Genomic DNA, 21,279 nt, shown 5'->3' with positions numbered 1-21,279 from the left:
AGTCAGGAGATAGAAGCGAGGAGTGAGAAATTACTCAGGTACATAACGGCATATTGATTCTCACTCCTCGCTTCTATCTCCTCTCTCCTAACCTATACATGACAAGACGCGATTTCATTAACTCGACGAGTGCCAGTTACGCCAGTTTACTGGCGTGGGGGATGTTACAGCCGGCTCCGGCATCAGCCCTGAATCTGCCTGCCAATGGCCGGAACGAGGAGGGGAAGGCCCGAAAAGTCATCATACTGGGCGCTGGGCTAGCCGGTATGGCCACTGCTTACGAGCTTGGTAAACTGGGCTACGACTGCACTGTACTGGAAGCCCGTTCGCGCTCAGGAGGCCGGGTCTGGACAATTCGGGGAGGTACCAAAGAAACGGAACTGAACGGTGGTATGGCGCAAACCTGTCAGTTTGAAGACGGTTTGTACTTCAACGGAGGAGCCGCCCGGATCCCGCACCATCACCAACTTACTCTACAGTACTGCCGGGAACTGGATGTACCGCTCCAAATTTTTAACGGCAACAACGAAGCCGCTTACCTGTATAATAATCAGCCCGATGGGTCGGGTAACTTAGCCAATCGTCGCTTACGTATAAAGGAGTACCACAACGACATGCGTGGCTATACGGCTGAACTGCTTGCCAAAGCCTTAGACCAGTCTGCGCTTGACCAGCAACTAACCAAAGAAGACATTGAAAAGCTGGTTGACTTTCTGAAAAATGAAGGGGATCTCAACACCGCTCATCTGTACAAAGGCACGAATCGACGCGGTTACAAAGCCAAAAGCGAACCGGGTGCAGGCACAACCCCCGGCGAACTAACCGACCCCTTTGGACTGACGGATCTACTCCGGTCCGGTTTTATGCAGCCCGTTTTTCATAACGTCGGCGATTACATCTACGAACAGCAAACGACGTTGCTGCAACCTGTGGGCGGCATGGATGCGATTCCGAAAGCACTGGAGAAAAAACTGATGGGTAAAATTCTGTTCAACGCTCCAGTCAGTGAGCTTCGCAAAACCGAAAACGGCGTGCGGGTTGTGTACCAGAAGGATGGTAAACCGACAGAACTAACCGGCGAGTTCTGTGTCTGCACCTTGCCACTGCCCATGCTTAAAAATCTGGAATCTGACCTTTCAGGGACGGTGAAGCGAGCGGCTGACTTTGTGCCGTACATCAAAACCGGGAAGATTGGCCTGCAGTTTAAACGGCGATTTTGGGAAGAAGACGACTGGATTTACGGCGGTATTTCGCGCACCAATATGGACATTAACCAGATTTGGTATCCGTCGTTCGGCTTTCAGGACAAAAAAGGCGTCCTGATTGGTTATTACAATTTCTACAGCCGGGCCGAAGCCGTCGGTGCCCTGTCGATTGCTGAGCGGGAGAAGATAGCCTTAACCCAGGGAGCTAAAATTCACCCGCAATACTCGGCCGAGTTCGAAAACTCGTTTTCGCTGGCCTGGCACCGTACGCCTTATAGCGGAGGGGGCTGGGCTACGTACGACGACAACACACGCCGAAAGCATTATCCAGCTTTGTTAGAAGCCGACGGCAATATCTATTTTGCCGGAGAACACACGACCTACCTTACCGCCTGGATGGCCGGAGCTTTTACATCAGCCCGCCGAGCCGTCGAAGCGATCCACGCCCGAGTGGGTGTATACACCAAAAAGTGATGATTTCTGTCACGTTGACATTACGTTAAACTATGAAGAACAACCTGCTTTCTCTCGTATTATTCATTTGCTGCGCTGTAGCTACTCAATTACTGAGCCAGCGCGTTTCGGCGCAAACGGCGTCAACCTCGGGCATGACCCTCGACCAACTCAAGGCTGTTAAGGCCATTAAAATAGCTAACCTGGACAAAGACACCTATTTCAAGTCGGGCGGCTTCATCCTCGACCGCTACGAAGAACGCCCTGCGTATGTATTTGCCTACAGCGATGGCGTTACGCGTAAAATCTATCTCTATAAAGTATTTGCTGCCGAGGATACCAAAGAACTTGGCTTGCTGGCCATCTACCAAAACGGTAAAACCAACGAAGTGAAGTCGTTTGTCATTCCCGGCGGATCGGGCGAACGTAAAGCCTGGGACGCTTACATCGACGACCTCAAATACGTTGGGGAGAAAGAACCCGGCCTGATGTCCACCCTGACGTTTGTCTTATCGCGCGAGATGGCTAACCTGTTGGCTGGCGGCACCGGTAAAACTGACGATGGCGGAGATAAAAAGAAAGAAGAATATAACTTTTGCTTCGCGGCCGATGCACCCGTTACGTTGGCGGATGGTTCCGCGAAGCGCATCAGCGACGTAACAGCTAATGACATTGTACTCGGCTACAGCCCTAAAACGAAAGCGGTTGACCCGACTCGCGTTACGAAAATCGACAGGCACGAAGGCAGTTTCACACTAGTTGGGGTATGGCTAAATCCAGTAAATGACGTAACAGCCTCAACCCAAACCGGACTAACCACGCCAACCTTGTTTGAAGCGACCGCCAATCACCCCGTGTTGACAGCCACCGGTCGGAAAGCCCTGGGCGAGGTTAAGGCTGGAGAGCTGTTGTATCGGTATGAGAACGGCAAGGTAGTTCCCTATAATGTGGTTGGGGTCGAAACGCAAAGCCGCACCATATCAACGGTTTACAATTTAACTACTGAATCGGGTGCCTATCTGGTTGGCGAAACAGTAGTCCTGGATAAATAAGCACAGGCTAACCGAGTCTAAATCACAGGAATGGTTGATTAAAATAACGTATTGTGCGTTGTTTTAATCAACCATTCCTGTTTTCAGTAAAGAAAGTATCAAATAAGATCAAAACCATTGACCGGTTAAGCTTTTACGGTTACTTTTGCCTCTATAAAACCGTATGCATGCATACTATTTTTAGACGAAATTATGGCAGATGCTTTCATTTACGATGCCGTCCGGACACCACGCGGCCGGGGAAAAAGCGACGGTTCGCTGCATGATATTCAACCCATCACCTTGCTCACCAATGTGCTGAAAGAGCTTCGTAATCGGAATCAATTAGACACATCCTTAGTCGACGACGTTATCATGGGCTGCGTTACGCCCATCGGCGAACAGGGTGCCGACATTGCCCGTACGGCCGCTCTGGAGGCAGGCTACGCTGAATCCGTGGCAGGGGTACAACTGAACCGTTTTTGCTCATCGGGACTCGAAGCCATCAACATGGCCGGTGCCTACGTCATGTCGGGTCAGGTGGATGCCATTGTAGCCGGGGGTATCGAATCGATGTCACGCGTACCGATGGGCTCCGATGGTGGCGCTATCTTCATGAACCCGCAGATCGTAGCACGGCATAACATTGTTCCGCAGGGCATCTCCGCCGATTTGATCGCCACAAAATACGGCTACTCACGTAACGACGTAGACACCTTCGCGGCTGAATCGTACCGACGGGCCGTAGAAGCGCAGATTAACAATCGCTTTTCGAAGACGCTTGTACCCTTGAAAGACGACATTGGTATAACCGTACTCGACCATGATGAAGGCGTGCGCCCGGGAACAACCGTCGAGAGCCTTGGTAAGCTTAAGCCTGCCTTCGAGATGATGGGACAAATGGGATTAGACGCCTTAGCGCTGCTCAAGTACGCCCAGTTCGATAAAATCAATCACGTTCACCACGCGGGCAACTCGTCGCAGATTGTCGATGGGGCGGCTGGCGTTCTGATTGGCAGCAAAGAGTTTGGCGAAAAAGCCGGACTTACGCCCCGCGCTCGCATTAAAGCCTTCGCCATTGTCGGTTCCGAGCCAACGATCATGCTTACGGGACCTGTTCCGGCTACGCGGAAAGTGCTCAAAAAGGCAGGTATGACTATCAGCGATATTGATTTATTTGAAGTCAACGAAGCTTTTGCTGCCATTCCAATGCTGTTTATGGATGAGTTTGGCGTCGATCATGGTAAGCTAAATGTGAACGGCGGAGCTATTGCCCTCGGTCACCCACTGGGCGCTACGGGAGCCATTATTTCGGCGACGTTGATCGATGAACTGGAGCGTTCTGGCAAAGAGACAGGGTTATCCACGCTCTGCATCGGGGGCGGCATGGGTATCGCCACCATCTTCGAACGGATGAACTGATTTGATCAGTTTAAGTCTGCTATGCTCTGAATCAATTGTATGCCCTCACCGATACAGGCCGGAGCGAAATCTGAATCGTAACTGGCAAGTTGGCTAATGCCATTGAGTTTGCAGGTCGCTAAAATTAAGGCATCGTTCGGCAGTAAATTGTACTGCTCCATGTATTGCAGGTAAAGCGGTACAACGGCTGGACCAGGCTCAAGAAAGGTTAGCATGCTCAACACACCAGTTGGATTATGTTGTTTGACAATAGCAGGAATTGTCTTGTCACGCTTTAACGTCAGTGGAGCCTTTCCTCCCTCAATAATTAATAAGTAGAAGGTATATTCACTCAGCACAATCTGATTGATACACTTTTCATAATCAGTATGTTCGGTTAGGTAACCATACAACTCGGGGTTTGCCCCCTTTCTATGAGAATGGAACTGTCGAGGAAGATTCTATTGCTCATAAACGTTGTAGTCCTCCTCATTAAAATCGGTTTTTACTCGTTCAAGTTTATCAAAGAAGGCTTTGGAAGCCTCAGCTAACCCGGCATTAGGACGGTTCGGCTGCTCCTCCCGCATAGGCTTGAATTCAATGACGATTGTTTCGTCACGCATTTCTTCAGGGACAGTAAACGTTATCTGGCCGTTTTCTGGCTTTTGAATAATTCGGATGGCTCCCATACACGAGTCTTTTTGTAAAACTACTAAATACCCAGTGCATGATAAACTACACCGTTGACCAAAATGTGGCAGTCATTTCGTGGGAAATGACTGCGGCCCCCATGAACGTCCTCAACGACGAATCAATCCCGCAGTTCGAAGCCGCTTTGCAACGCGCCTACGCCGATGAATCTGTAAAAGGCATCATCATTACGTCGGCAAAGCCCGAGTTTGTCGCCGGTGCTGATCTGAAAATGATCCTACGTAACAACGACAAAGATCCGGCCGAAATGCTGAAAGTTTCGTCGGAACTGAACCGCGTCTTTCGGAGTATCGAAACAGCCGGCAAACCAGCCGTAGCTGCGATTAACGGCACTGCCCTAGGAGGTGGCTATGAAATCTGCCTGGCCTGTCATCATCGCATCGCCTTGAACAACGGAACGTCCGCCCGGCCACAAACGCTGATTGGACTCGTTGAGGTAACAATCGGCTTGTTACCCGGTGCCGGTGGTACGCAGCGGTTACCCCGCATGATAGGTATTCAGGCGGCTCTACCTTTGATTGTCGAAGGCCGAAAAGTGGGCGTTCAGGAAGCGAAAACACTGGGCATGATCGATGATATTGCCGAAACGCCAGCCGAAATGCTGGCCAAAGCCCATGCGTGGATTGCCGCTAATCCGAAACCGCTTAAGCCCTGGGACGAGGTTGATCGCAAGACGGGTAAGATCGTTGGTAAGGATAACTTCAAAATACCCGGTGGCAACATTCAAAGCCCTGTTGGCGCGCAGACCTTCGCGGCTGGTACGGCCATGCTGATGGACAAAACCAAAGGCAACTACCCTGCCCCACTCGAAATCATGGCTTGTGTGTACGAAGGTCTGCAAGTAAACATCGACCGGGCGTTGGTAATCGAAGGGCGCCACTTCGTTAAGGTTGCTACGTCGAAAGTAGCCAAGAACCTCATCCAGACCATGTTCCTGGGGATGAACGAAGCCAACAAAGGAGCCAGCCGCCCGAAAGACCAACCAAAAACGGAAGTCAAAAAGTTGGGTATTCTGGGCGCGGGTATGATGGGTGCCGGCATCGCTGACGTATCAGCACAAGCAGGTATTGAAGTTGTTCTGAAAGACGTGTCTGTTGAAGCCGCGGAAAAAGGCAAAGACTACTCGCGTGGCCTCTTGAAAAAAGGTGCCGAGCGAGGCAAGGTTGACCCGTTAAAGGTTGATAATGTCCTGAATCTGATCAGGCCCACCGCCGATTATGCCGATATGCAGGATTGTGATCTGATCATTGAGGCCGTGTTCGAGAACCGCGACCTGAAAGCTCAGCTAACCAAAGAAGCCGAACCAAAGTTGACCGAAGGCGGAGTGTTTGGTTCTAATACGTCTACTCTCCCCATCAGTGGCCTGGCCGAAGCGTCGGCAAAGCCGGAAAATTTCATCGGTATTCACTTCTTCTCGCCCGTTGACAAGATGATGCTCGTTGAGATCATCATGGGTAAGCAGACATCGGATTACGCGCTGGCTGTCGCCATTGATTACGTCCGCAAGATCCGTAAAACGCCGATTGTGGTTAACGATTCGCGAGGTTTTTATACCTCACGCTGCTTTGGTACGTACACTGCCGAAGGCATGGAACTGCTCAAAGACGGCGTCAATCCGGTGCTCATCGAAAATGGTGGGAAAGACGCGGGTATGCCAGTCGGGCCGCTGGCCGTAACGGACGAGGTAGCTTTAGATCTGGTCTATAAAATTTCAGGGCAGGGTATCAAAGACGGTGCTTTACGCGAAGACGATACGAGCTACCAGGTCGCCAAAACGTTTGTCGAACTGGGACGCTTAGGCAGAAAAGCGAAAGCTGGTTTTTACGACTACCCGGCAGAAGGCAGCAAACCGCTTTGGCCAGGATTGGCTGACTTGTTCCCGGTATTGGAGCAACAACCAACGCTCGATGAAGTCAAAACACGGCTCTTATACCGCCAGGCCCTCGAAGCAGTCCGGTGTTTTGAAGAAGGTGTCGTTCGAACAAAATTAGATGCTGACCTGGGCTCAATTCTGGCATGGGGCTTCCCGGCCTACACGGGCGGAGCGCTCTCATTCGTAGATTTCGTCGGCATTGATACGTTCGTCAAAACCCTCGACCGCCTGGCTGATCAACATGGCGAACGCTTCCGCCCAACCCAGAGGCTCCGCGAGCGAGCCGAACAAGAACAACGTGAGTTAGTATAACAATGCAGTGAGTAGACTATGTGTAAGAGGACAATTAGCACTTGTTGGCACTGCTATACCAACCGGAAACTCATCCGATGGTAAGGCGTCGGCCCCAGCTCCCGGATAGCTTTGCGGTGAGCGGGTGTCGGATAGCCGACGTTTTGCGCCCAGCTATATCCAGGAAACTCTTTGTCGAGCCGCTCCATTAACGTATCGCGGTGCACTTTGGCCAGCACCGACGCGGCCGCGATCGACAGAAAATGCGCATCGCCTTTCACAATACAGGTATGCGGAATCATGGGGTACGGCGTAAATCGATTGCCATCGACCAATAGATGCTCCGGACGAGTCGAAAGCGCGTCAACCGCACGGTGCATCGCCAGAAAACTCGCTTTCAGGATGTTGATCCGGTCAATGTCTTCGTGCGACACTTCGGCCACGGCCCAGGCCAGGGCATCCCGTTCAATGTCGATACGTAATGTTTCGCGCTGAGCGCGGGTAAGCTGCTTGGAATCGTTCAGAATGGGATGCGTATATGTGCTGGGTAAGATCACCGCGGCCGCGACAACGGGGCCTGCCAGGCAACCGCGTCCTACTTCATCAAGTCCCGCTTCGAGGAGATTAGCGTTATAAAAGGATCGTAACAACCGGATATAGACGAATAATAAACGCCAGCAAAACTACTCGATTTAACGCGCAAATCAGTTCTCGCCAGAGAAGCAAGCCGCTACGTCAGGCCAGTACGTCACCCCGTTTCGCTATCCAGACCCGCTGTCAGGTGGCTTCTATGAGTTACCGCTGTTTCGGTTTATCCTGTTCTATGAGCAGCTCATGGTGTCTTTCTTGCACTTCATCCTATTTAACGGTTATCGTACTGTAGTGCTTCTCTACTTTTGCTTGCAGTAGACAACACCTATTCCGCTGTAAACGCAATCAAATACTATGGAAACACTACTCTTACCTGATTTCACAAACAGACGTTCGGTTCCGGTTGCTTCGATTGAATACCTGGAAGCGATGGGCAACTACACAACCGTACACTTAATTGGCCAAAAGCCAATGCTGGTTGCCATTACGTTAAAACGATTCGCCGAACGGCTTCCTACGTTCCTGCGCATCCATAAGCGTACACTGGTCAATCCGGCTCACATTGTCTCCTACCGGCTCCGGTTTGTTGACACTCCATTTGTGCAGCTTTCTCAGGATAGAACCTTAGCAATCTCCCGTCGGCAAACCAAACGCCTGCGGCCTCAGTTGACCTCTTTCCCCTTGTGCACCACCCATTCATAGCTAGTTAATGGTTAGTAGCGACCATTTCCGGTAACATAGCTGGCCTGGCTACATTACCGGAAATGGCCGCTATGCTTATAGCGCACGATGGCAACTTTCTGATGACATTTTATGTGCTTAGGACGGCAAAAAGCCGTTTCTTTGTATATAGATATGCAATTGTTCATCACTTCGTTAAATTCGGGCAGCAACGGAAACTGTTATTACGTCGGCAATGAGCAGGAAGCTGTTCTGATCGACGCCGGCATCTCGTGCCGGGAAACCGAACGGCGTATGGAGCGGCTGGGTTTATCGCTGCGGACCGTAAAGGCGATCTTCGTTTCCCACGAACATACCGATCACATCAGCGGTATTCCGCAACTGGCCAAAAGGTACCAACTGCCCGTTTATATTACGCCGACTACGTTACGTCGGTCGCGGCTCCCCCAATCGGACTTCCCGATGCGGGCCTTGCAGGGCTACGAGCCCGTCTGGATTGGCGATCTTTGTATTACGGCGTTTCCCAAGCTGCACGATGCCGCCGATCCGCACAGCTTTGTCATTACGTATCAGAACACCAAAGTCGGCGTCTTTACCGACATCGGCGCACCCTGCGAACACCTCATCCAACATTTCAGCCAATGTCACGCGGCTTTCCTGGAAGCGAACTACGATGAGGATATGCTGGATCGGGGTCGGTATCCGTATTTTCTGAAACACCGGATCCGAGGAGGGCTAGGTCACCTCTCTAATCAGCAGGCCCTGGATCTGTTTACAACCCACCGGCCTCAGCACATGAGTCACGTACTGCTGTCGCACTTATCGAAAGAAAACAACTCGCCCCAGGTCCTCAGCGACTTGTTTGCGCCACACACGGCTCATACGAAGGTAGTGATTGCATCCCGCTATAAGGAAACGCCGGTTTATACGATCAACGCATCGGTGGAGACGGCTTTGCCATTGGAGAATTAGCTATTACGTTCTAATCTTCCAGCACATTGCCAAAGATGGTGTTTTTGAGCAGGAGCGCCCCCAGCAGAAAGACGATTGACCAGGACAGGTAGATGCGGTAATAATCCCGGATGTCTTCGTACACCCGAACGCGAACGGGTGCTTTCTCCAACCGACTGATCTGCGCGAATACAGCCCGCAGACGCCCTGCATCCGTAGCCCGGAAAAAACTTCCGTTACCGATGGTGGCAATGGTCTTCAAAATTCCTTCGTCGACTGTAGCCGCCTGATCAGCGGTTCCGTCGGGGCGTCCAACCGCAATGGTGTATACTTTAATCGAAAACGCTTTTGCCAGCCGGGCTGCCGTAACGGGATCAATGTTTCCGGCCGTATTATCACCGTCACTCAACAGAATCACCACTTTGCTACGTCTGCGTTCCGTTTGTTCATCCGCGTTCTGGCTTGTATCCGTAGCCGAAACCGAGCGATCGCGCATCCGGTTTATACACCGGGCCAGGGCATCGCCGATGGCCGTGCCGGAGGTCCGGATCATCTGACCGTTGATGTCGCGCAGGTATTGCTTTACCAGTGCATAGTCGGTCGTAAGCGGACAGACCGAAAACGCTTCGCCCGCAAAAACCACCAGGCCGATCCGGTCGTTTTGTCGCCCGTTCACAAAGGCCTGAGCCACGCGCTGGGCCGCAGCCAGCCGATTGGGCGACAGGTCGGTTTCGCTCATGGACTCCGATACGTCGAGGGCGATCATAATGTCGATGCCTTCGGATTGTTCCTCGCGCAGTTCCCGCACGATCTGCGGTCGGGCCAAAGCAACCAGCGCCAGACTGACGCCGATAAACACCGTCAGCGGCAGGAGGTAGCGCAATGAACTGAGCAGTGCGTTTGCCGCTTTCGCCCGATCCGGCGCCATCCGTTCACGCGGATTGTCATTTGTTCCATACGGGTCCAGCGACATATTCAGCCGCTGCTGAGCGTTCCGGTGCAGGTAATAGCGCAGGGCGAACAACAGCAACACCGTGGGAATCAGAGATAAGGCCAGCGGATAGGCGAAATGAAATTGTTTCCACTGCGCGGGGCTAAACCATTGAAGCGAATACCAGGGTGCCATGTAATCAGGAAAAAGAGGATGGTGATTCAGACTGGCCAAGTTCCTCCTCCGTGTCGGCCTGTTGGTTGGCCGGCGTTTGCAGTTGTCCTCGCCGACGATGATACGTCTGGGTTGCTACGTCGCTCAGAACGCGCAACGCCGATTGGGACTGACTCGAAAAAGCCCCCCCGTAAATCATTCGGTCAGCCTCCCGGAGTGCATTTGTCACCCGGTCGTCGTTCATGCGATCGGCTATTTCCGACGTGGTTAGGGACGCATACGGTTGCCGGTCGAGTTTTTCTAAATACGATTTCCACATAATCACCACCTGATTCGCGGTTTCGGCCGCCGAGTGCGGACTGATGTTGCTACTCAGCCGGTTGTAATCCCGCAGGAATCGAATATGCCGCCGGTTCATCTGATACAAACGCCATTGCCGCCGAATCGCTCGTCCGAATATCCCGTAGATCAGAGCGAACAGCAAGCCGGTCGTAAACAGACCAATGCCCAGAGCAGGGTAATTAAACTGCTGTTGTAAGGGTGCCAGGTGCGTTTCGGTTGCCAGCGTCAACGATTGCGGCCCGCCTACTCGGTTGTCCAAAAGCTTTGATCGCAAAAAAACGGTATCGGTCTGGCTCATCAACGCCGTACAATCAGCCGCGTTAATGATCCGTACCGGCACCTGTAACAACTGCATTGAATCGGTCTCAAACGATACCAGCGTATACACGGCACTATCCCGGCTGATGGCATCGAGTCCGGAGCCCGTCGTCTGCGTAGCAAATACGGCAACGTGCTGCACTCGATAAGGCGAGAAATGCCGGGCGGTATCGGGAAATAATACGTCGACCGCCGACGGATGCCGATACGTAAGCGAGTACCGGAATGGCCGACCGATTTCAATGCTGTCGGTCAGAAATTGACCGACGGGCAATGGCTGAGCCGGTGGTTGCATCATTCCGGGTATAGACCGTATCTCGTGCATCGGCAGTTAATCATTGGTATTTACGCACCCGAAACAATTCGACAAGTTTAGGAACAAAGTCTTCCTGCGAATCAAGCGCGAGGTAATTGGCATTAAACTGTTTGCAGAGACGCTCCAGCCGGGTCTGGCTCTGCCGGAACGTATTGCGTAAGCCGCTGCGAAACGAAGGCGAAGACGTATTTACCCAAACCGTTCGGCCCGACTCAGTATCGTGTACGGGAATAATTCCCAGCCTGGGCAGATTCACCTCGCGCTGGTCGTACAGGTGAATAACCACCAGATCATGTTTCCTGGCCAGCGCTTTCAGGTTGTGTTCGTAGCTTTGATCAATAAAATCGGACAGCAGAATCACCACGCTACGTCGCTTGAGGGCGTTAAGCGTAAACAGCAGGGCATCGGCAATGCTGGTCCGGCCCGATTCGGGTTGCAGCTTGAACAGGCTCATAATGAGCTGGTAGCCCGTTTTCATGCCATTCGCCGGTTTGATATACCGTTCTTTCTGGTCCGAAAAGCAGTACATACCGACGTGACTGGCCTCGCGAATGGCCGATAGGGCCAGTACCCCACACACTTCTTTGGTGGTGTCGAGTTTGTCGCGGTGGCGGGGACCTACATGCTGCGATGCGCTGACGTCTACCACGAAAAAAACAGTCTGGTCTTTTTCCTCCCGAAACACCTTCACGAACGTACCGTGCCCCTTCGACGATACGTTCCAGTCGATGGCCCGCACGTCATCGCCATACTGGTACGTCCGCAAATCGCTAAACTCCAGCCCGGTCCCTTTGAACACCGACCGAAAACTGCCGCGCATCTGCGAATTTACCGCCTTTCGAATGCGAATATCGAAATTGCGCAGCTTGGCCAAGAACTCGTCCATAGGCAACGGGCGTTATATGTTTTTAACGAGCATTCCCGAACTTTGCCAGCCGGGATTAGCTTACAAAGCTATCATTTTAAACGTATGCGCTGGAATCGTTATTACCCTCTTTTGTGGAGCCTGCTGCTGAGCGGATGCCTGCTGGCCGCTTGTTCAGCCCCGGCTGACGACCGCCCCGACAACCTGGTTCCGCCCGATCGGATGGCCGATATTCTAACCGAAGTTCATCTTGCCGAAGCCCGCGTGAGCCGGCTTGGCCTGCGCTCGGTCGATTCATCGAATATCGTGTACAAGCACCTCGAAAATCAGATTTTTCAAAAGTTCAAGGTCGATACAGCCGCCTACCGGACGAGTTATATCTATTACTCATCGCACCCCAGCGACATGGAGGTTATTTATAAACAGGTAACCGGAAAACTGCAGAAAAAGATGAACGCTGGAAAGCGCACTCAATCATGACAGTAGGTATTATTGGCGCGGGTATTTCGGGCTTAACGCTGGCGTATGAACTGCAGCAACGTGGCGTGCCATATCAACTCTGGGAAGCGTCGGGCGAAGCCGGGGGCTACATTCGCTCACGGCGGGAGCCAGGCGAAAACGGAGCCACATATCTGCGTGAGCTAGGGCCTAACTCGCTTTTAGGTGATGCCGACCTACTGCTGTGGCTCGACCAGCTAGGCTTAACCCCTGAACTTGTGTTCAGTAAGCCCGTCAGCAAAGCACGTTATATTTTCCGGAGCGGCCAGTATCGGCAGCTGCCCTCAGGCCCACCGTCGCTGCTGTTTGGTAATTTTTTCAGTTGGAAAACCAAGCTGGCTATTTTTAGAGAGCGCAACAACAAAACGACCTCCCCCCCCGGCGAAACCTTAGCGGCTTTTTTCCGGCGTCGCTTCTCCGATGAGATTGTAGACTATGCGCTCGGGCCGTTTGTGGCTGGTATTTACGCTGGTGACCCCGAACATTTACTCGTGTCGGAGACATTCCCTATCCTTCTACAGTACGAACGGGAATATGGCTCCGTACTGCGCGGCCTGATTAAAAACCAATCGGCAACGGGCCGTCGGCAGTCGTTCAGCTTCCGCGATGGGATGCAGATGCTCCCGAACACGCTGGCGGCTGCGCTGACCAATCTGTCCCTGAATACTCCGGTTACCCGAATCGAACGCGGTGATGCGGGCTGGCACGTAACGAGTGGTAACGGCACAACGTTCGTGGATCAACTGGTGCTGGCTGTGGGCACGGATGCGGCTGCTCAATTAGTAGCTCCTCATTACGCGAACGTAGCGGATGCATTACGTCGGGTTACGTACCCGCCCATGACCGCGGTTCACACGGCCTATAAGCGGGCGGATGTTCAGCACCCACTGAATGGCTTCGGGGGCCTGAATCCTAAGATTGAAGGGCGATTTGCGGCTGGTCATATCTGGAGCAGTTCAATCTTTGACGGACGCTGCCCTGAGGATGAGGTATTATTTACGACCTTTGTGGGCGGGCAGTCGTCGCCCGAAAACGCTCGTCAGCCCGATGGTCGCCTGACCGAAACCATACGGCGGGAGCTAACCGAAAGCTTTGGCATTCGGGCCGGGAAGCCGACCTTTCAGGCTGTTTATCGCTGGGAGCGGGCTATTCCGCAGTACGACGCCGGTATTGTGGCCGTTAAACGGCAAATCGAAGCGCTCGCGAACGATCACCTGCACGTTTGCGCAAACTGGTACGGGGGCGTTTCGCTGTCCGACTGCATCCGTAAAGCCCGGAGCCAGGCCGTTACGTTATCGGCAAACGCCTGATTAAGAATTTTTAATGGTTTATAGAGACAAAAAACGGGGTCTTTGCTGTTTTATACATACCATCTCATTAACTCACTTGACAATCCGTGAAAGAACGCCTAGTCGTTATTCCGACATATAATGAAATTGAGAACATCGAAGCGATTGTCCGTAAGGTTTTCAGCCTGCCCGAACCATTCGATGTGCTCATCGTGGACGACGGTTCACCCGATGGAACTGCCCAGCGCGTTCGCGACCTGCAGGAAGAGTTTCCGCCCACTGGCTCGTCGCACTGGGATGCCGGACCACGGCTTCATTTGCTCGAACGGCGGGGTAAATTAGGATTAGGCACCGCTTATATTGACGGATTCAAGTGGGCCCTGTCGCGGGGGTATCAGTACCTGTTTGAGATGGATGCCGATTTTTCGCATAATCCCGAGGACTTAATTCGCCTGTACCACGGCTGCGCCGACGAAGGGCCAAATCGGGCCGACGTTGCCGTAGGGTCACGTTACATCCGGGGCGTTAACGTAGTAAACTGGCCTATGGGCCGGGTGCTGATGTCTTACTTTGCGGGCGTTTACGTTCGTTTTATCACCGGCATGTCCATCATGGACCCAACGGCGGGTTTCATTTGCTACCGACGCGAAGTGCTGGAAGTGATTCTGCACAATCCGATTAAATTTGTCGGCTACGCGTTCCAGATCGAGATGAAGTTTACGTGCTGGAAATACGGGTTCCGCATAACGGAAGTACCGATCATTTTCACCGATCGTACGAAGGGCGTATCGAAAATGTCGTCCAAGATTTTTAAGGAAGCCGTATTTGGCGTCTTGCAGATGAAGATCAGCAGCTTTTTCCGCCATTATATTCCTCGGCGGGAAGCGACCAAAGCGGAAGAGCCGGTCGACGCTGTTTAATGTATACGATTTTACAACAAAAATCCCTCTCTATTACGGAGAGGGATTTTTGTTACGTCAATCTTCCAAGCTTTTCTTCGATCTCATCTTCTTTGGCGTCAATGTCAATGCGTTTGTAGGGATTGGTGAACCCGGCAACAATCGTTACGTTCGATTTAGCGACACTGAATTGTTTGGCCAGGAATTCAACCAGGTAGGCATTATCCTTCCCATCCTGCGCGGGGGCTTTGACCTTCGCGTTCAGTTGTCCGGCGGCATCGTAGAACAGCTGGTCGACTTTACTGCCCGGCTTAACTTTCAGATGAAGAACCACGACGCCTAGATGTTGATGTTGTAATTTAGCTTGATCTCGTCGCCAGTCATACCCCGAAACCCCCAATTAGGCGGGGGACTTTCCAGAATACAGATTTCCAGATCGGTAACGGCCAGGCCGACCTGCTCTCCGATTCGCTCGTATAGCAGATGAATCAAGTGTTTCTTCGTCTCAACCGTGCGGCCGCTCATCATCATAAACTCCAGGATAACGTAGCGCTCCGATGCGGTGGCGGGCATCAAGAAATCGTCCCGGTCGAGGTAAAAAAACCGATGCGCCCGCTTGTTTTGCGGAAACTGAAGGGCTTCGACCACGCAGCTATGAATGACGTCGGAAAGATGGTTCCGGATGGGAAGCAGGTACTCGCGAACCCCGTAGATTTTCACCTGACTCATACCACTTCGCGCTTCAATTGTTCCGCCAAGGCGGCAATCCCTTCTTCAAACGTATGTGGGTTGTACCCCAATACAGTACGGGCCTTATCGAGCGTGAAGCCGGTGCGGGGTGGCCGCCGGGCAACCTGCGTGAACGTAGAGGCATCGGCCTGAGCAATCAGCGATTTATCCAGCCCAAAATAATCAGCGGTTTTGATGGCCATATCGTATGGGGTCAGCACCTCTTTGCCCGATATGTTGAAAATACCTTCGGCTTCTTTATCGGCAATCAGGTAACAGCCCATGGCCAGGTCTTCAGCCAGCGTCGGACTACGCCATTGATCCGTAACGACTTTGATTGCTTTCCCGTCTTCCAGCGACTTCTTGACCCAGAGAATAATGTTGCTCCGGCTCATATCGTGTGCGATACCGTACACAAGCACCGTCCGGGCGATGGCCCAGCGAATTGTCGTACCAGTCTGACCGGCGCAGCGCACCACCTTTTCGGCTGCATATTTACTCCATCCGTAAAAACTGATCGGATTGCCTTCGGCCGTTTCATCGTACGGCCCGGCGGCTCCGTCGAAAATGAAATCGGTGGAAACGTGCACCAGAAAGGCATTAACGGCCCGACAGGCTTCGACTAAGTACTCTACAGCCATTACGTTCTGCGCCCAGCAGGCATCTTTCTGAAGTTCGCATTTATCCACATCGGTCATAGCCGCTGTGTGGATAACTACGTCAGGACGAGTCTCACCGATCACCGTCAGGACTTGGTCCCGGTCCGTAATATCCATCGACTGATAACTATATCCGTCCGAATAAGGCAGCCGATTCGCGCCCCGTGCGGTAGCGATTAAGTCTACATCGGGTTGTCGTGTGAGCAAGTCAACCAGCTTTTGGCCTAGTAATCCGTTTGCGCCGGTAAGCAGAATTTTCTTCATAAAGTCGATTGTAGTATCGCGGAGAACGATTGTTAGCGCTTCGAAGCGACGGGCTGATAGGAATATCCGTATTGCTTCGTTATTTTCTTTTTCTTAACCCATTCACCGCTCATGGTCATGCGGATGTCTTTGAGTGGACGGTCCTGCGGATCGCGCGGTTGTTTAGCAATACTGTCTACAATAGCCAGCCCGTCGATCACCTGCCCGAAAACGGTATAACCTCCGTCCAGGTGAGGGCTACCGCCCAGGGTTTTGTAAATCTGCTTCTGCTCTTCGGTAACGGTACGTTCGGGAGCGCGGCTGCGGCCTCGTTCGATCTGTTTCTGTAATTCATCTTCGGTCCAGACGCGGCCCTGCACTACGTAAAACTGACAACCGCTGGAGGCTTTCTCCGGGTTATTGTCGCGTGCAGCGGCCAACGCTCCTTTCTGGTGGAATAGATTCGGCATAATCTCGGCCGGCACTTTGTAACCGACATCGCCGTTGCCCAGCGGCTGGTCGGCCTCTGCCTTCCGTGAATTTGGATCACCGCCCTGAATCATAAACCCCTGAATGATACGGTGAAATAACAGGCTGTCGTAAAACTTCTGGTTAACCAGCTTTATAAAATTCTCTTTGTGCTTTGGCGTCTGATCAAACAGCACAAGGCGCATGGGGCCGTAATTCGTAGTCAGCGTAACGAGATAATCTTTCTTTTTTTTGTTTTGCGCCAGCGCGAGAACCGGCATCAACAGGAGTAATAAGAGCGTTTTTTTCATGGAGAAGGCAAGCGGATGGCTACAGGAGAACCTGGTTTTGGAAAACATCTTTCAGCCGCTGATCGTGCGTGACGACGATCAGGCTCGCGCCGATCTGCTCGGATTGTTCGCGGAGCAGGCGCACAACACGCTCCGTATTTTCGTCGTCGAGGTTAGAGGTTGGCTCGTCGGCAAGAATAACCGTCGGTTGATTCATAACGGCCCGGGCAATGCTAACCCGCTGCTGTTCGCCCTGACTAAGTTGATTGGTTTTTTTAGGCAGCTGATCGCCAAAGCCGAGCTGCTGCGCCAACTGACGGGCGCGGGCCTTATCCTGTGGCTTATTGGCCAGATAATTCGCCATCAGCAGGTTATCCAGTACCGATAACGAACTAACGAAATGAGGTTTCTGATAAACGATGCCGACATGCTGAGCCCGAAAGGCGGCCGTTTGGGACACGCTAAGCTGCGTCAGGTCGGTCTGGTCAATAACCACCGAGCCACTTTTCGGACGAAGCAACAAAGCCAGCAGGTGAAGCAGGGTTGTTTTGCCCGTTCCCGAGCGTCCTAAGATCAGCAGGGCTTCACGATCGGCACAACGCACGTCTGGAAACGTAAATTGTTTGGTCGGGCCGTATTCAAAGGTGAGTTGATGGGTTGCCAGCATCGAATTATAGCGACTACCGGCAAAAATAGGTAAAAGTTGTAATTTCGCCGGAAACCAATCCATATAATGGTCGGAAACAAAGCGCTGTACGCTACCCGTCTTGTTCTGTTTGTGAACCGTTAACCCTTGTCTCCGTTGAAACGCATCGCTTTATTTGCTTCCGGCTCCGGTTCCAATGCCGAAAAAATTGCGGACTATTTTACGGGTAACCCTGACGTTGAGGTTACCTTACTGCTCTCCAACAATGCGAAAGCCGGTGTGATCGATCGGGCTCGGCGTGGTTTTGGCAGGGGGGTACACGTCCCGGTGCTGCTCTTCGATCGGACGACTTTTTACGATACTGACCGAATCACACAGATTCTGCAGGCGCAGCAAATTGACCTGATTGTACTGGCTGGTTTCATGTGGTTGATGCCCTCTGGGTTAGTGCAGGCGTTTCCCGACCGGATCATCAACATTCACCCGGCGCTGCTGCCCAAGTTTGGCGGTAAGGGGATGTACGGCCACTTCGTCCACGAAGCCGTGGTGACTGCGGGAGAAACCGAATCGGGTATAACGATTCATTACGTGAACGAGCGCTACGACGAAGGACAGACTATTTTTCAGGCCAGTTGCCCTGTTTTGCCAACGGACTCGCCCGAAGAGGTCGCGCGAAAGGTGCAGCTTTTAGAGCATGAGCACTACCCAAGAGTTGTCGGGGAGGTCTTACAATCCAGGAATGACGTATCATGAAGGTAATCCGGCAGCTACTTTGCGTACTGGTCGTTTTCGGGGTTTCGGCCAGCTGTTTTAAACCAATTGTGTACCTGCAAAACAGCCCGAACTATCCGGTCGATGTGTTCTACGAGAACCAGCGCCCCGAACGCCCATTTGAGCCCATACAAGATCTGGAAACCAAAGGAGACGTGCCGCTGGACCAGCGACAGACGGCCAACAAACGAATGCTCAGTCGCGGCAACGACATGCAGCAGAAGGAACTGCTGCTCGCCCGGCTGACCATGGAGGCCAAAAAACTGGGGGCCGACGCGTTGGTGGGCGTACGCTACCAATACTACACCTCGATGACCACCAACGGCTACCTAATGACCGGGCTGGCGGTGAAGTACCGAAAAGAATACTAACTATTTAACTTCTTCGTAATCAACGTACTCCCCGCCTTTGAAGCTGGAGCCGTCTTGTTTGGTCTGACGTTTATCGACCTTTACTTCGCCTTCCCGACGTTTACCGTATAAATCCCCCTGACGCTTCTGCTCCTTAACCAGTTGCCGCCCTACCAGCAGATAGAACACAAACCGGCGCACGGGAGGCACAAACAAGATGATCAGGGTCAGGATAAACAGATATTTAAAGAGCATATTGATATCGTTGATGTAAATTAAACGCTCGTCGGAACAGATTAGTTTGCTAGTCCTTCCAGTACCTAGAAGGACTAGCCGTTAAGTGCTTACTGTCCATATAACGCTTTTCCGGCCGCTTCATACTTATCGCCCGGCGACCATTGCGGGCGAGTGGCCCGATCGGCAATCAGGCGGGCGGTGTGCGCAAAAGCCTGGCAAAAGCGGTGAACGTAGTTAAAATCCAGTGATTCCGGATTATCGATGGCCTGGTGGTAGTACTTGCCAATAGCTTCGTCGAATGATTTGAAACCCGCCGAGAACGTAGGAGCCGGAATGCCCTTTGCCGCGAAACTTACGTTATCTGACCGATCGAAGAGACCTTGCTCGGGCGATGGCTCGGCAAAAACGCCGAGACCAACGGCTTTCGCGCCGGCTTCTATTTCGGCTCTGGCACCGGTTCGCTCCAGGCCTATTACGGATACGATGGTGGTATCATTGTACCCGGCTCCGTCCGTGTTTAAATCAAAAATCGTTTGCTTTAAAGGCACCAGCGGATGTTCCGCGTAGTACCGGCTGCCCAGCAGGCCAACTTCTTCGCCCGTTAGGGCCAGCACGAGAACCGATCGCTTCGGATGTTGCAGCGCCAGCGCTTTAGCTGCCGTTAATAAGGCCGTAACGCCCATGGCATTGTCGCGGGCACCGTTGAAAATACTGTCGGATGGCTGATACGCACTACCACCCTGCTTCCCAACGCCAATGTGGTCAAAATGGCCCGATAAAATCACATACTCTTCTTTCAGCTTCGGGTCAGATCCTTCAATAACGCCCGCTACGTTGGCCGACGACACCGAAGTTTGAGGCCGCCCGGATGTCTGAAGTTGAACATTTGTACCGGCTTCTTTCAACTGCCGGTATTGGTTGTTGGCGTTGTTGACCCACAAGTGAGCCAGGTCTGTATTGCCAACTGGCTCGGCTACGGCAACCTGTTCCCTGGTGAAATACTGGTTAACAAATCCCCACGGAATGGATTCGCTGTATAGTTCCAGCAAAGCTGCGGCTCCCTTTTCGGCTGCGATCTGCCGCTTACGACTGGCCGCACTAAAGATTTCACGGGGTCCTTTCGCATCGGGTGAGCCGCCCTGCGCAACCACAATCCGGCCTTTTACATCCCGTCCTTTGTAACCATCTTCGCCATCGGTCAATCCATAGCCGACGTAAATGACTTCGCCAGAAACAGCCGTTGGTCCACCGGCCATCACGACCAGTTCTTTACCGAGTTTCAGGCTGTCGTTCCCAATAACCATAACCGCCGAACTAGCCGCTTTGACCTTGTTCAGGTTGATTCGCTGAAAAAAATCCGGTTGGCCCGGTGCAGGTTTAAGCCCAAATTTCTGATAGTGCTGGGCAATGTATTCGGCAGCCTTCTGATTGCCGGGCTCACCCGTCCGCCGTCCCTGCAGGGCATCGGAAGCTATATATCGGGTATGTTCTTCGACCTCGGCGCGTGAGACGTTGAACTCCGGTAGTCTGGCAGTAGCCGTTTGAGTGCGTGAAGCAGTTGATTTTGCAGATCGTTTCTGCGCTTGTACAGACGTAACGGTTAAGGTAAGTCCGACAAGTAAGGTTACGAACGGAGTCGTTTGCATGTTGGAAGCGATTAAGGTTGTAAAAATACAAAAAAGACCGGCGGCTTTACGTCCTCTGACGCTACGTCCTCAACGCTTCGGTCAGCCTCCTGCAACGAGCGTATCGATACGCCTTGGCCTCCGGTCTAGGTTCATTTAGTTTTGCTTTGCTTTTGATCTGGTTATGCCGTTCCCATTCACTGGATTATCTACTGATATCTCTGTTACGTTTACCGCTAAGTCCGAGCGCACCTACCTGTTTATTGCCTCCGGACTGCTAGCACTGTATGTGTTTCCGTACCTCTGGCTTGGCGAAGACGCATACGTAACTATTCACGATAACCTGGACAGTGATTTTTTGTAGCTGTACCTGCTGAAAATCACCGGCACTGCCTTTGATTTCGACCGGAACACCGCCTTACCCAACATCATGAACGGCGC

The 21,279-nt window shown here is 52.4% G+C and carries 25 protein-coding genes; 12 read left to right on the top strand and 13 right to left on the bottom strand.

Annotated elements, in window-relative coordinates; all coding sequences use genetic code 11:
- The first annotated feature begins 98 nt into the window (after window positions 1-98).
- The 3 genes from ACYVBJ_RS12320 to ACYVBJ_RS12310 all read left to right on the top strand — a co-directional run bounded on the left by ACYVBJ_RS12320 (window position 99) and on the right by ACYVBJ_RS12310 (window position 4,111).
- Window positions 99-1,679: a flavin monoamine oxidase family protein gene (locus tag ACYVBJ_RS12320; protein WP_460982597.1), complete on the top strand. Its 1,581-nt coding sequence runs from the start codon at window positions 99-101 to the stop codon at window positions 1,677-1,679.
- 32 nt (window positions 1,680-1,711) lie between these two features.
- On the top strand, window positions 1,712-2,710 hold the full coding sequence (locus tag ACYVBJ_RS12315) for a Hint domain-containing protein (RefSeq protein ID WP_460982596.1): 999 nt from the start codon (window positions 1,712-1,714) through the stop codon (window positions 2,708-2,710).
- Between the two features lie 192 nt (window positions 2,711-2,902).
- Window positions 2,903-4,111: an acetyl-CoA C-acetyltransferase gene (locus ACYVBJ_RS12310; protein WP_460982595.1), complete on the top strand. Its 1,209-nt coding sequence runs from the start codon at window positions 2,903-2,905 to the stop codon at window positions 4,109-4,111.
- A gap of 5 nt (window positions 4,112-4,116) precedes the next feature.
- Here the strand turns inward: ACYVBJ_RS12310 and ACYVBJ_RS12305 are convergent, their stop codons facing one another.
- Entirely contained in the window at window positions 4,117-4,449 is a 333-nt protein-coding gene (locus ACYVBJ_RS12305) for a PIN domain-containing protein (protein ID WP_460982594.1), read from the bottom strand.
- 102 nt (window positions 4,450-4,551) lie between these two features.
- Entirely contained in the window at window positions 4,552-4,779 is a 228-nt protein-coding gene (locus tag ACYVBJ_RS12300) for a hypothetical protein (protein ID WP_460982593.1), read from the bottom strand.
- 38 nt (window positions 4,780-4,817) lie between these two features.
- Here ACYVBJ_RS12300 and ACYVBJ_RS12295 point away from each other — a divergent pair, with 38 nt between their 5' ends.
- A complete protein-coding gene (locus tag ACYVBJ_RS12295; RefSeq protein ID WP_460982592.1) occupies window positions 4,818-6,986 on the top strand; it encodes a 3-hydroxyacyl-CoA dehydrogenase NAD-binding domain-containing protein in 2,169 nt (722 codons plus the stop codon).
- Between the two features lie 53 nt (window positions 6,987-7,039).
- On the opposite strand, the gene ACYVBJ_RS12290 is transcribed toward ACYVBJ_RS12295, so the two are convergent.
- Window positions 7,040-7,615 carry a ribonuclease HII gene (locus tag ACYVBJ_RS12290; RefSeq protein WP_460982591.1) on the bottom strand — a complete coding sequence of 192 codons (576 nt, stop codon included), beginning with the start codon at window positions 7,613-7,615 and terminating at the stop codon, window positions 7,040-7,042.
- Window positions 7,616-7,910: 295 nt separating this feature from the next.
- On the opposite strand from ACYVBJ_RS12290, the gene ACYVBJ_RS12285 reads away from it, so the two are divergent.
- Both ACYVBJ_RS12285 and ACYVBJ_RS12280 read left to right on the top strand, forming a co-directional pair.
- Window positions 7,911-8,258 (top strand): LytR/AlgR family response regulator transcription factor, encoded by a 348-nt coding sequence (locus tag ACYVBJ_RS12285; RefSeq protein ID WP_460977916.1) that lies wholly within the window; start codon window positions 7,911-7,913, stop codon window positions 8,256-8,258.
- Window positions 8,259-8,411: 153 nt separating this feature from the next.
- The gene (locus ACYVBJ_RS12280) at window positions 8,412-9,209 is read left to right on the top strand and encodes an MBL fold metallo-hydrolase (RefSeq protein ID WP_460982590.1); all 798 of its coding nucleotides are present in this window, start codon (window positions 8,412-8,414) and stop codon (window positions 9,207-9,209) included.
- Between the two features lie 10 nt (window positions 9,210-9,219).
- On the opposite strand, the gene ACYVBJ_RS12275 is transcribed toward ACYVBJ_RS12280, so the two are convergent.
- From ACYVBJ_RS12275 to ACYVBJ_RS12265, 3 genes are read right to left on the bottom strand one after another with little or no spacing between them, the layout of a single operon-like run.
- Window positions 9,220-10,314, bottom strand: coding sequence for a VWA domain-containing protein (locus tag ACYVBJ_RS12275; protein WP_460982589.1), 1,095 nt, complete (start codon window positions 10,312-10,314; stop codon window positions 9,220-9,222).
- Between the two features lie 4 nt (window positions 10,315-10,318).
- Window positions 10,319-11,251: a hypothetical protein gene (locus tag ACYVBJ_RS12270; protein WP_460982588.1), complete on the bottom strand. Its 933-nt coding sequence runs from the start codon at window positions 11,249-11,251 to the stop codon at window positions 10,319-10,321.
- Window positions 11,252-11,288: 37 nt separating this feature from the next.
- Window positions 11,289-12,155 (bottom strand): DUF58 domain-containing protein, encoded by an 867-nt coding sequence (locus tag ACYVBJ_RS12265; RefSeq protein WP_460982587.1) that lies wholly within the window; start codon window positions 12,153-12,155, stop codon window positions 11,289-11,291.
- A gap of 84 nt (window positions 12,156-12,239) precedes the next feature.
- On the opposite strand from ACYVBJ_RS12265, the gene ACYVBJ_RS12260 reads away from it, so the two are divergent.
- The 3 genes from ACYVBJ_RS12260 (at window position 12,240) to ACYVBJ_RS12250 (ending at window position 14,841) form a co-directional block, all read left to right on the top strand.
- Complete coding sequence (locus tag ACYVBJ_RS12260) at window positions 12,240-12,614, top strand: DUF4296 domain-containing protein (RefSeq protein ID WP_460982586.1); 375 nt, start codon at window positions 12,240-12,242, stop codon at window positions 12,612-12,614.
- Entirely contained in the window at window positions 12,611-13,942 is a 1,332-nt protein-coding gene (gene hemG, locus ACYVBJ_RS12255) for a protoporphyrinogen oxidase (RefSeq protein ID WP_460982585.1), read from the top strand. Before ACYVBJ_RS12260 ends, hemG begins: the two co-directional genes overlap by 4 nt.
- Before the next feature lie 86 nt (window positions 13,943-14,028).
- Window positions 14,029-14,841: a polyprenol monophosphomannose synthase gene (locus tag ACYVBJ_RS12250; protein WP_460982584.1), complete on the top strand. Its 813-nt coding sequence runs from the start codon at window positions 14,029-14,031 to the stop codon at window positions 14,839-14,841.
- A 52-nt stretch (window positions 14,842-14,893) separates the two neighbouring features.
- Here ACYVBJ_RS12250 and ACYVBJ_RS12245 read toward each other — a convergent pair whose 3' ends face one another.
- Genes ACYVBJ_RS12245 through ACYVBJ_RS12225 form a run of 5 tightly spaced genes read right to left on the bottom strand, consistent with a single transcriptional unit; the run spans window position 14,894 to window position 17,876 of the window.
- The gene (locus ACYVBJ_RS12245) at window positions 14,894-15,154 is read right to left on the bottom strand and encodes a DUF167 domain-containing protein (RefSeq protein ID WP_460982583.1); all 261 of its coding nucleotides are present in this window, start codon (window positions 15,152-15,154) and stop codon (window positions 14,894-14,896) included.
- Window positions 15,155-15,159: 5 nt separating this feature from the next.
- Complete coding sequence (locus ACYVBJ_RS12240; protein WP_460982582.1) at window positions 15,160-15,549, bottom strand: tautomerase family protein; 390 nt, start codon at window positions 15,547-15,549, stop codon at window positions 15,160-15,162.
- Complete coding sequence (locus tag ACYVBJ_RS12235) at window positions 15,546-16,472, bottom strand: SDR family oxidoreductase (protein WP_460982581.1); 927 nt, start codon at window positions 16,470-16,472, stop codon at window positions 15,546-15,548. The genes ACYVBJ_RS12240 and ACYVBJ_RS12235 overlap by 4 nt, the downstream gene beginning before the upstream one ends.
- 32 nt (window positions 16,473-16,504) lie before the next feature.
- On the bottom strand, window positions 16,505-17,230 hold the full coding sequence (locus ACYVBJ_RS12230) for a peptidylprolyl isomerase (protein WP_460982580.1): 726 nt from the start codon (window positions 17,228-17,230) through the stop codon (window positions 16,505-16,507).
- A gap of 19 nt (window positions 17,231-17,249) precedes the next feature.
- A complete protein-coding gene (locus tag ACYVBJ_RS12225) occupies window positions 17,250-17,876 on the bottom strand; it encodes an ABC transporter ATP-binding protein (RefSeq protein ID WP_460982738.1) in 627 nt (208 codons plus the stop codon).
- Window positions 17,877-18,011: 135 nt separating this feature from the next.
- On the opposite strand from ACYVBJ_RS12225, the gene purN reads away from it, so the two are divergent.
- Both purN and ACYVBJ_RS12215 read left to right on the top strand, forming a co-directional pair.
- The gene (gene purN / locus ACYVBJ_RS12220) at window positions 18,012-18,608 is read left to right on the top strand and encodes a phosphoribosylglycinamide formyltransferase (protein ID WP_460982579.1); all 597 of its coding nucleotides are present in this window, start codon (window positions 18,012-18,014) and stop codon (window positions 18,606-18,608) included.
- Complete coding sequence (locus tag ACYVBJ_RS12215; protein WP_460982578.1) at window positions 18,605-18,997, top strand: hypothetical protein; 393 nt, start codon at window positions 18,605-18,607, stop codon at window positions 18,995-18,997. Before purN ends, ACYVBJ_RS12215 begins: the two co-directional genes overlap by 4 nt.
- On the opposite strand, the gene ACYVBJ_RS12210 is transcribed toward ACYVBJ_RS12215, so the two are convergent.
- Both ACYVBJ_RS12210 and ACYVBJ_RS12205 read right to left on the bottom strand, forming a co-directional pair.
- Complete coding sequence (locus tag ACYVBJ_RS12210) at window positions 18,998-19,231, bottom strand: DUF4834 domain-containing protein (RefSeq protein ID WP_460982577.1); 234 nt, start codon at window positions 19,229-19,231, stop codon at window positions 18,998-19,000. It abuts the gene before it with no gap.
- 89 nt (window positions 19,232-19,320) lie between these two features.
- Window positions 19,321-20,859, bottom strand: coding sequence for a M28 family peptidase (locus tag ACYVBJ_RS12205; protein WP_460982576.1), 1,539 nt, complete (start codon window positions 20,857-20,859; stop codon window positions 19,321-19,323).
- A gap of 163 nt (window positions 20,860-21,022) precedes the next feature.
- On the opposite strand from ACYVBJ_RS12205, the gene ACYVBJ_RS12200 reads away from it, so the two are divergent.
- A complete protein-coding gene (locus tag ACYVBJ_RS12200) occupies window positions 21,023-21,202 on the top strand; it encodes a DUF6044 family protein (protein ID WP_460982575.1) in 180 nt (59 codons plus the stop codon).
- Window positions 21,203-21,279 lie beyond the last annotated feature (77 nt).

It is taken from the genome of Spirosoma fluminis, assembly GCF_054778895.1.
The sequence above is the reverse complement of the archived record's forward strand: the minus strand, read 5'-3'. Positions and strand labels throughout refer to the sequence as shown.

Coding starts and splice junctions, on each gene's coding strand:
- ACYVBJ_RS12320 (WP_460982597.1), top strand. CDS start 99: ATGACAAGACGCGATTTCATTAACTCGACGAGTGCCAGTTACGCCAGT.
- ACYVBJ_RS12315 (WP_460982596.1), top strand. CDS start 1,712: ATGAAGAACAACCTGCTTTCTCTCGTATTATTCATTTGCTGCGCTGTA.
- ACYVBJ_RS12310 (WP_460982595.1), top strand. CDS start 2,903: ATGGCAGATGCTTTCATTTACGATGCCGTCCGGACACCACGCGGCCGG.
- ACYVBJ_RS12300 (WP_460982593.1), bottom strand. CDS start 4,779: ATGGGAGCCATCCGAATTATTCAAAAGCCAGAAAACGGCCAGATAACG.
- ACYVBJ_RS12295 (WP_460982592.1), top strand. CDS start 4,818: ATGATAAACTACACCGTTGACCAAAATGTGGCAGTCATTTCGTGGGAA.
- ACYVBJ_RS12285 (WP_460977916.1), top strand. CDS start 7,911: ATGGAAACACTACTCTTACCTGATTTCACAAACAGACGTTCGGTTCCG.
- ACYVBJ_RS12280 (WP_460982590.1), top strand. CDS start 8,412: ATGCAATTGTTCATCACTTCGTTAAATTCGGGCAGCAACGGAAACTGT.
- ACYVBJ_RS12275 (WP_460982589.1), bottom strand. CDS start 10,314: ATGGCACCCTGGTATTCGCTTCAATGGTTTAGCCCCGCGCAGTGGAAA.
- ACYVBJ_RS12270 (WP_460982588.1), bottom strand. CDS start 11,251: ATGATGCAACCACCGGCTCAGCCATTGCCCGTCGGTCAATTTCTGACC.
- ACYVBJ_RS12265 (WP_460982587.1), bottom strand. CDS start 12,155: ATGGACGAGTTCTTGGCCAAGCTGCGCAATTTCGATATTCGCATTCGA.
- ACYVBJ_RS12260 (WP_460982586.1), top strand. CDS start 12,240: ATGCGCTGGAATCGTTATTACCCTCTTTTGTGGAGCCTGCTGCTGAGC.
- hemG (WP_460982585.1), top strand. CDS start 12,611: ATGACAGTAGGTATTATTGGCGCGGGTATTTCGGGCTTAACGCTGGCG.
- ACYVBJ_RS12240 (WP_460982582.1), bottom strand. CDS start 15,549: ATGAGTCAGGTGAAAATCTACGGGGTTCGCGAGTACCTGCTTCCCATC.
- ACYVBJ_RS12235 (WP_460982581.1), bottom strand. CDS start 16,472: ATGAAGAAAATTCTGCTTACCGGCGCAAACGGATTACTAGGCCAAAAG.
- ACYVBJ_RS12230 (WP_460982580.1), bottom strand. CDS start 17,230: ATGAAAAAAACGCTCTTATTACTCCTGTTGATGCCGGTTCTCGCGCTG.
- ACYVBJ_RS12225 (WP_460982738.1), bottom strand. CDS start 17,876: ATGCTGGCAACCCATCAACTCACCTTTGAATACGGCCCGACCAAACAA.
- ACYVBJ_RS12215 (WP_460982578.1), top strand. CDS start 18,605: ATGAAGGTAATCCGGCAGCTACTTTGCGTACTGGTCGTTTTCGGGGTT.
- ACYVBJ_RS12210 (WP_460982577.1), bottom strand. CDS start 19,231: ATGCTCTTTAAATATCTGTTTATCCTGACCCTGATCATCTTGTTTGTG.
- ACYVBJ_RS12205 (WP_460982576.1), bottom strand. CDS start 20,859: ATGCAAACGACTCCGTTCGTAACCTTACTTGTCGGACTTACCTTAACC.
- ACYVBJ_RS12200 (WP_460982575.1), top strand. CDS start 21,023: ATGCCGTTCCCATTCACTGGATTATCTACTGATATCTCTGTTACGTTT.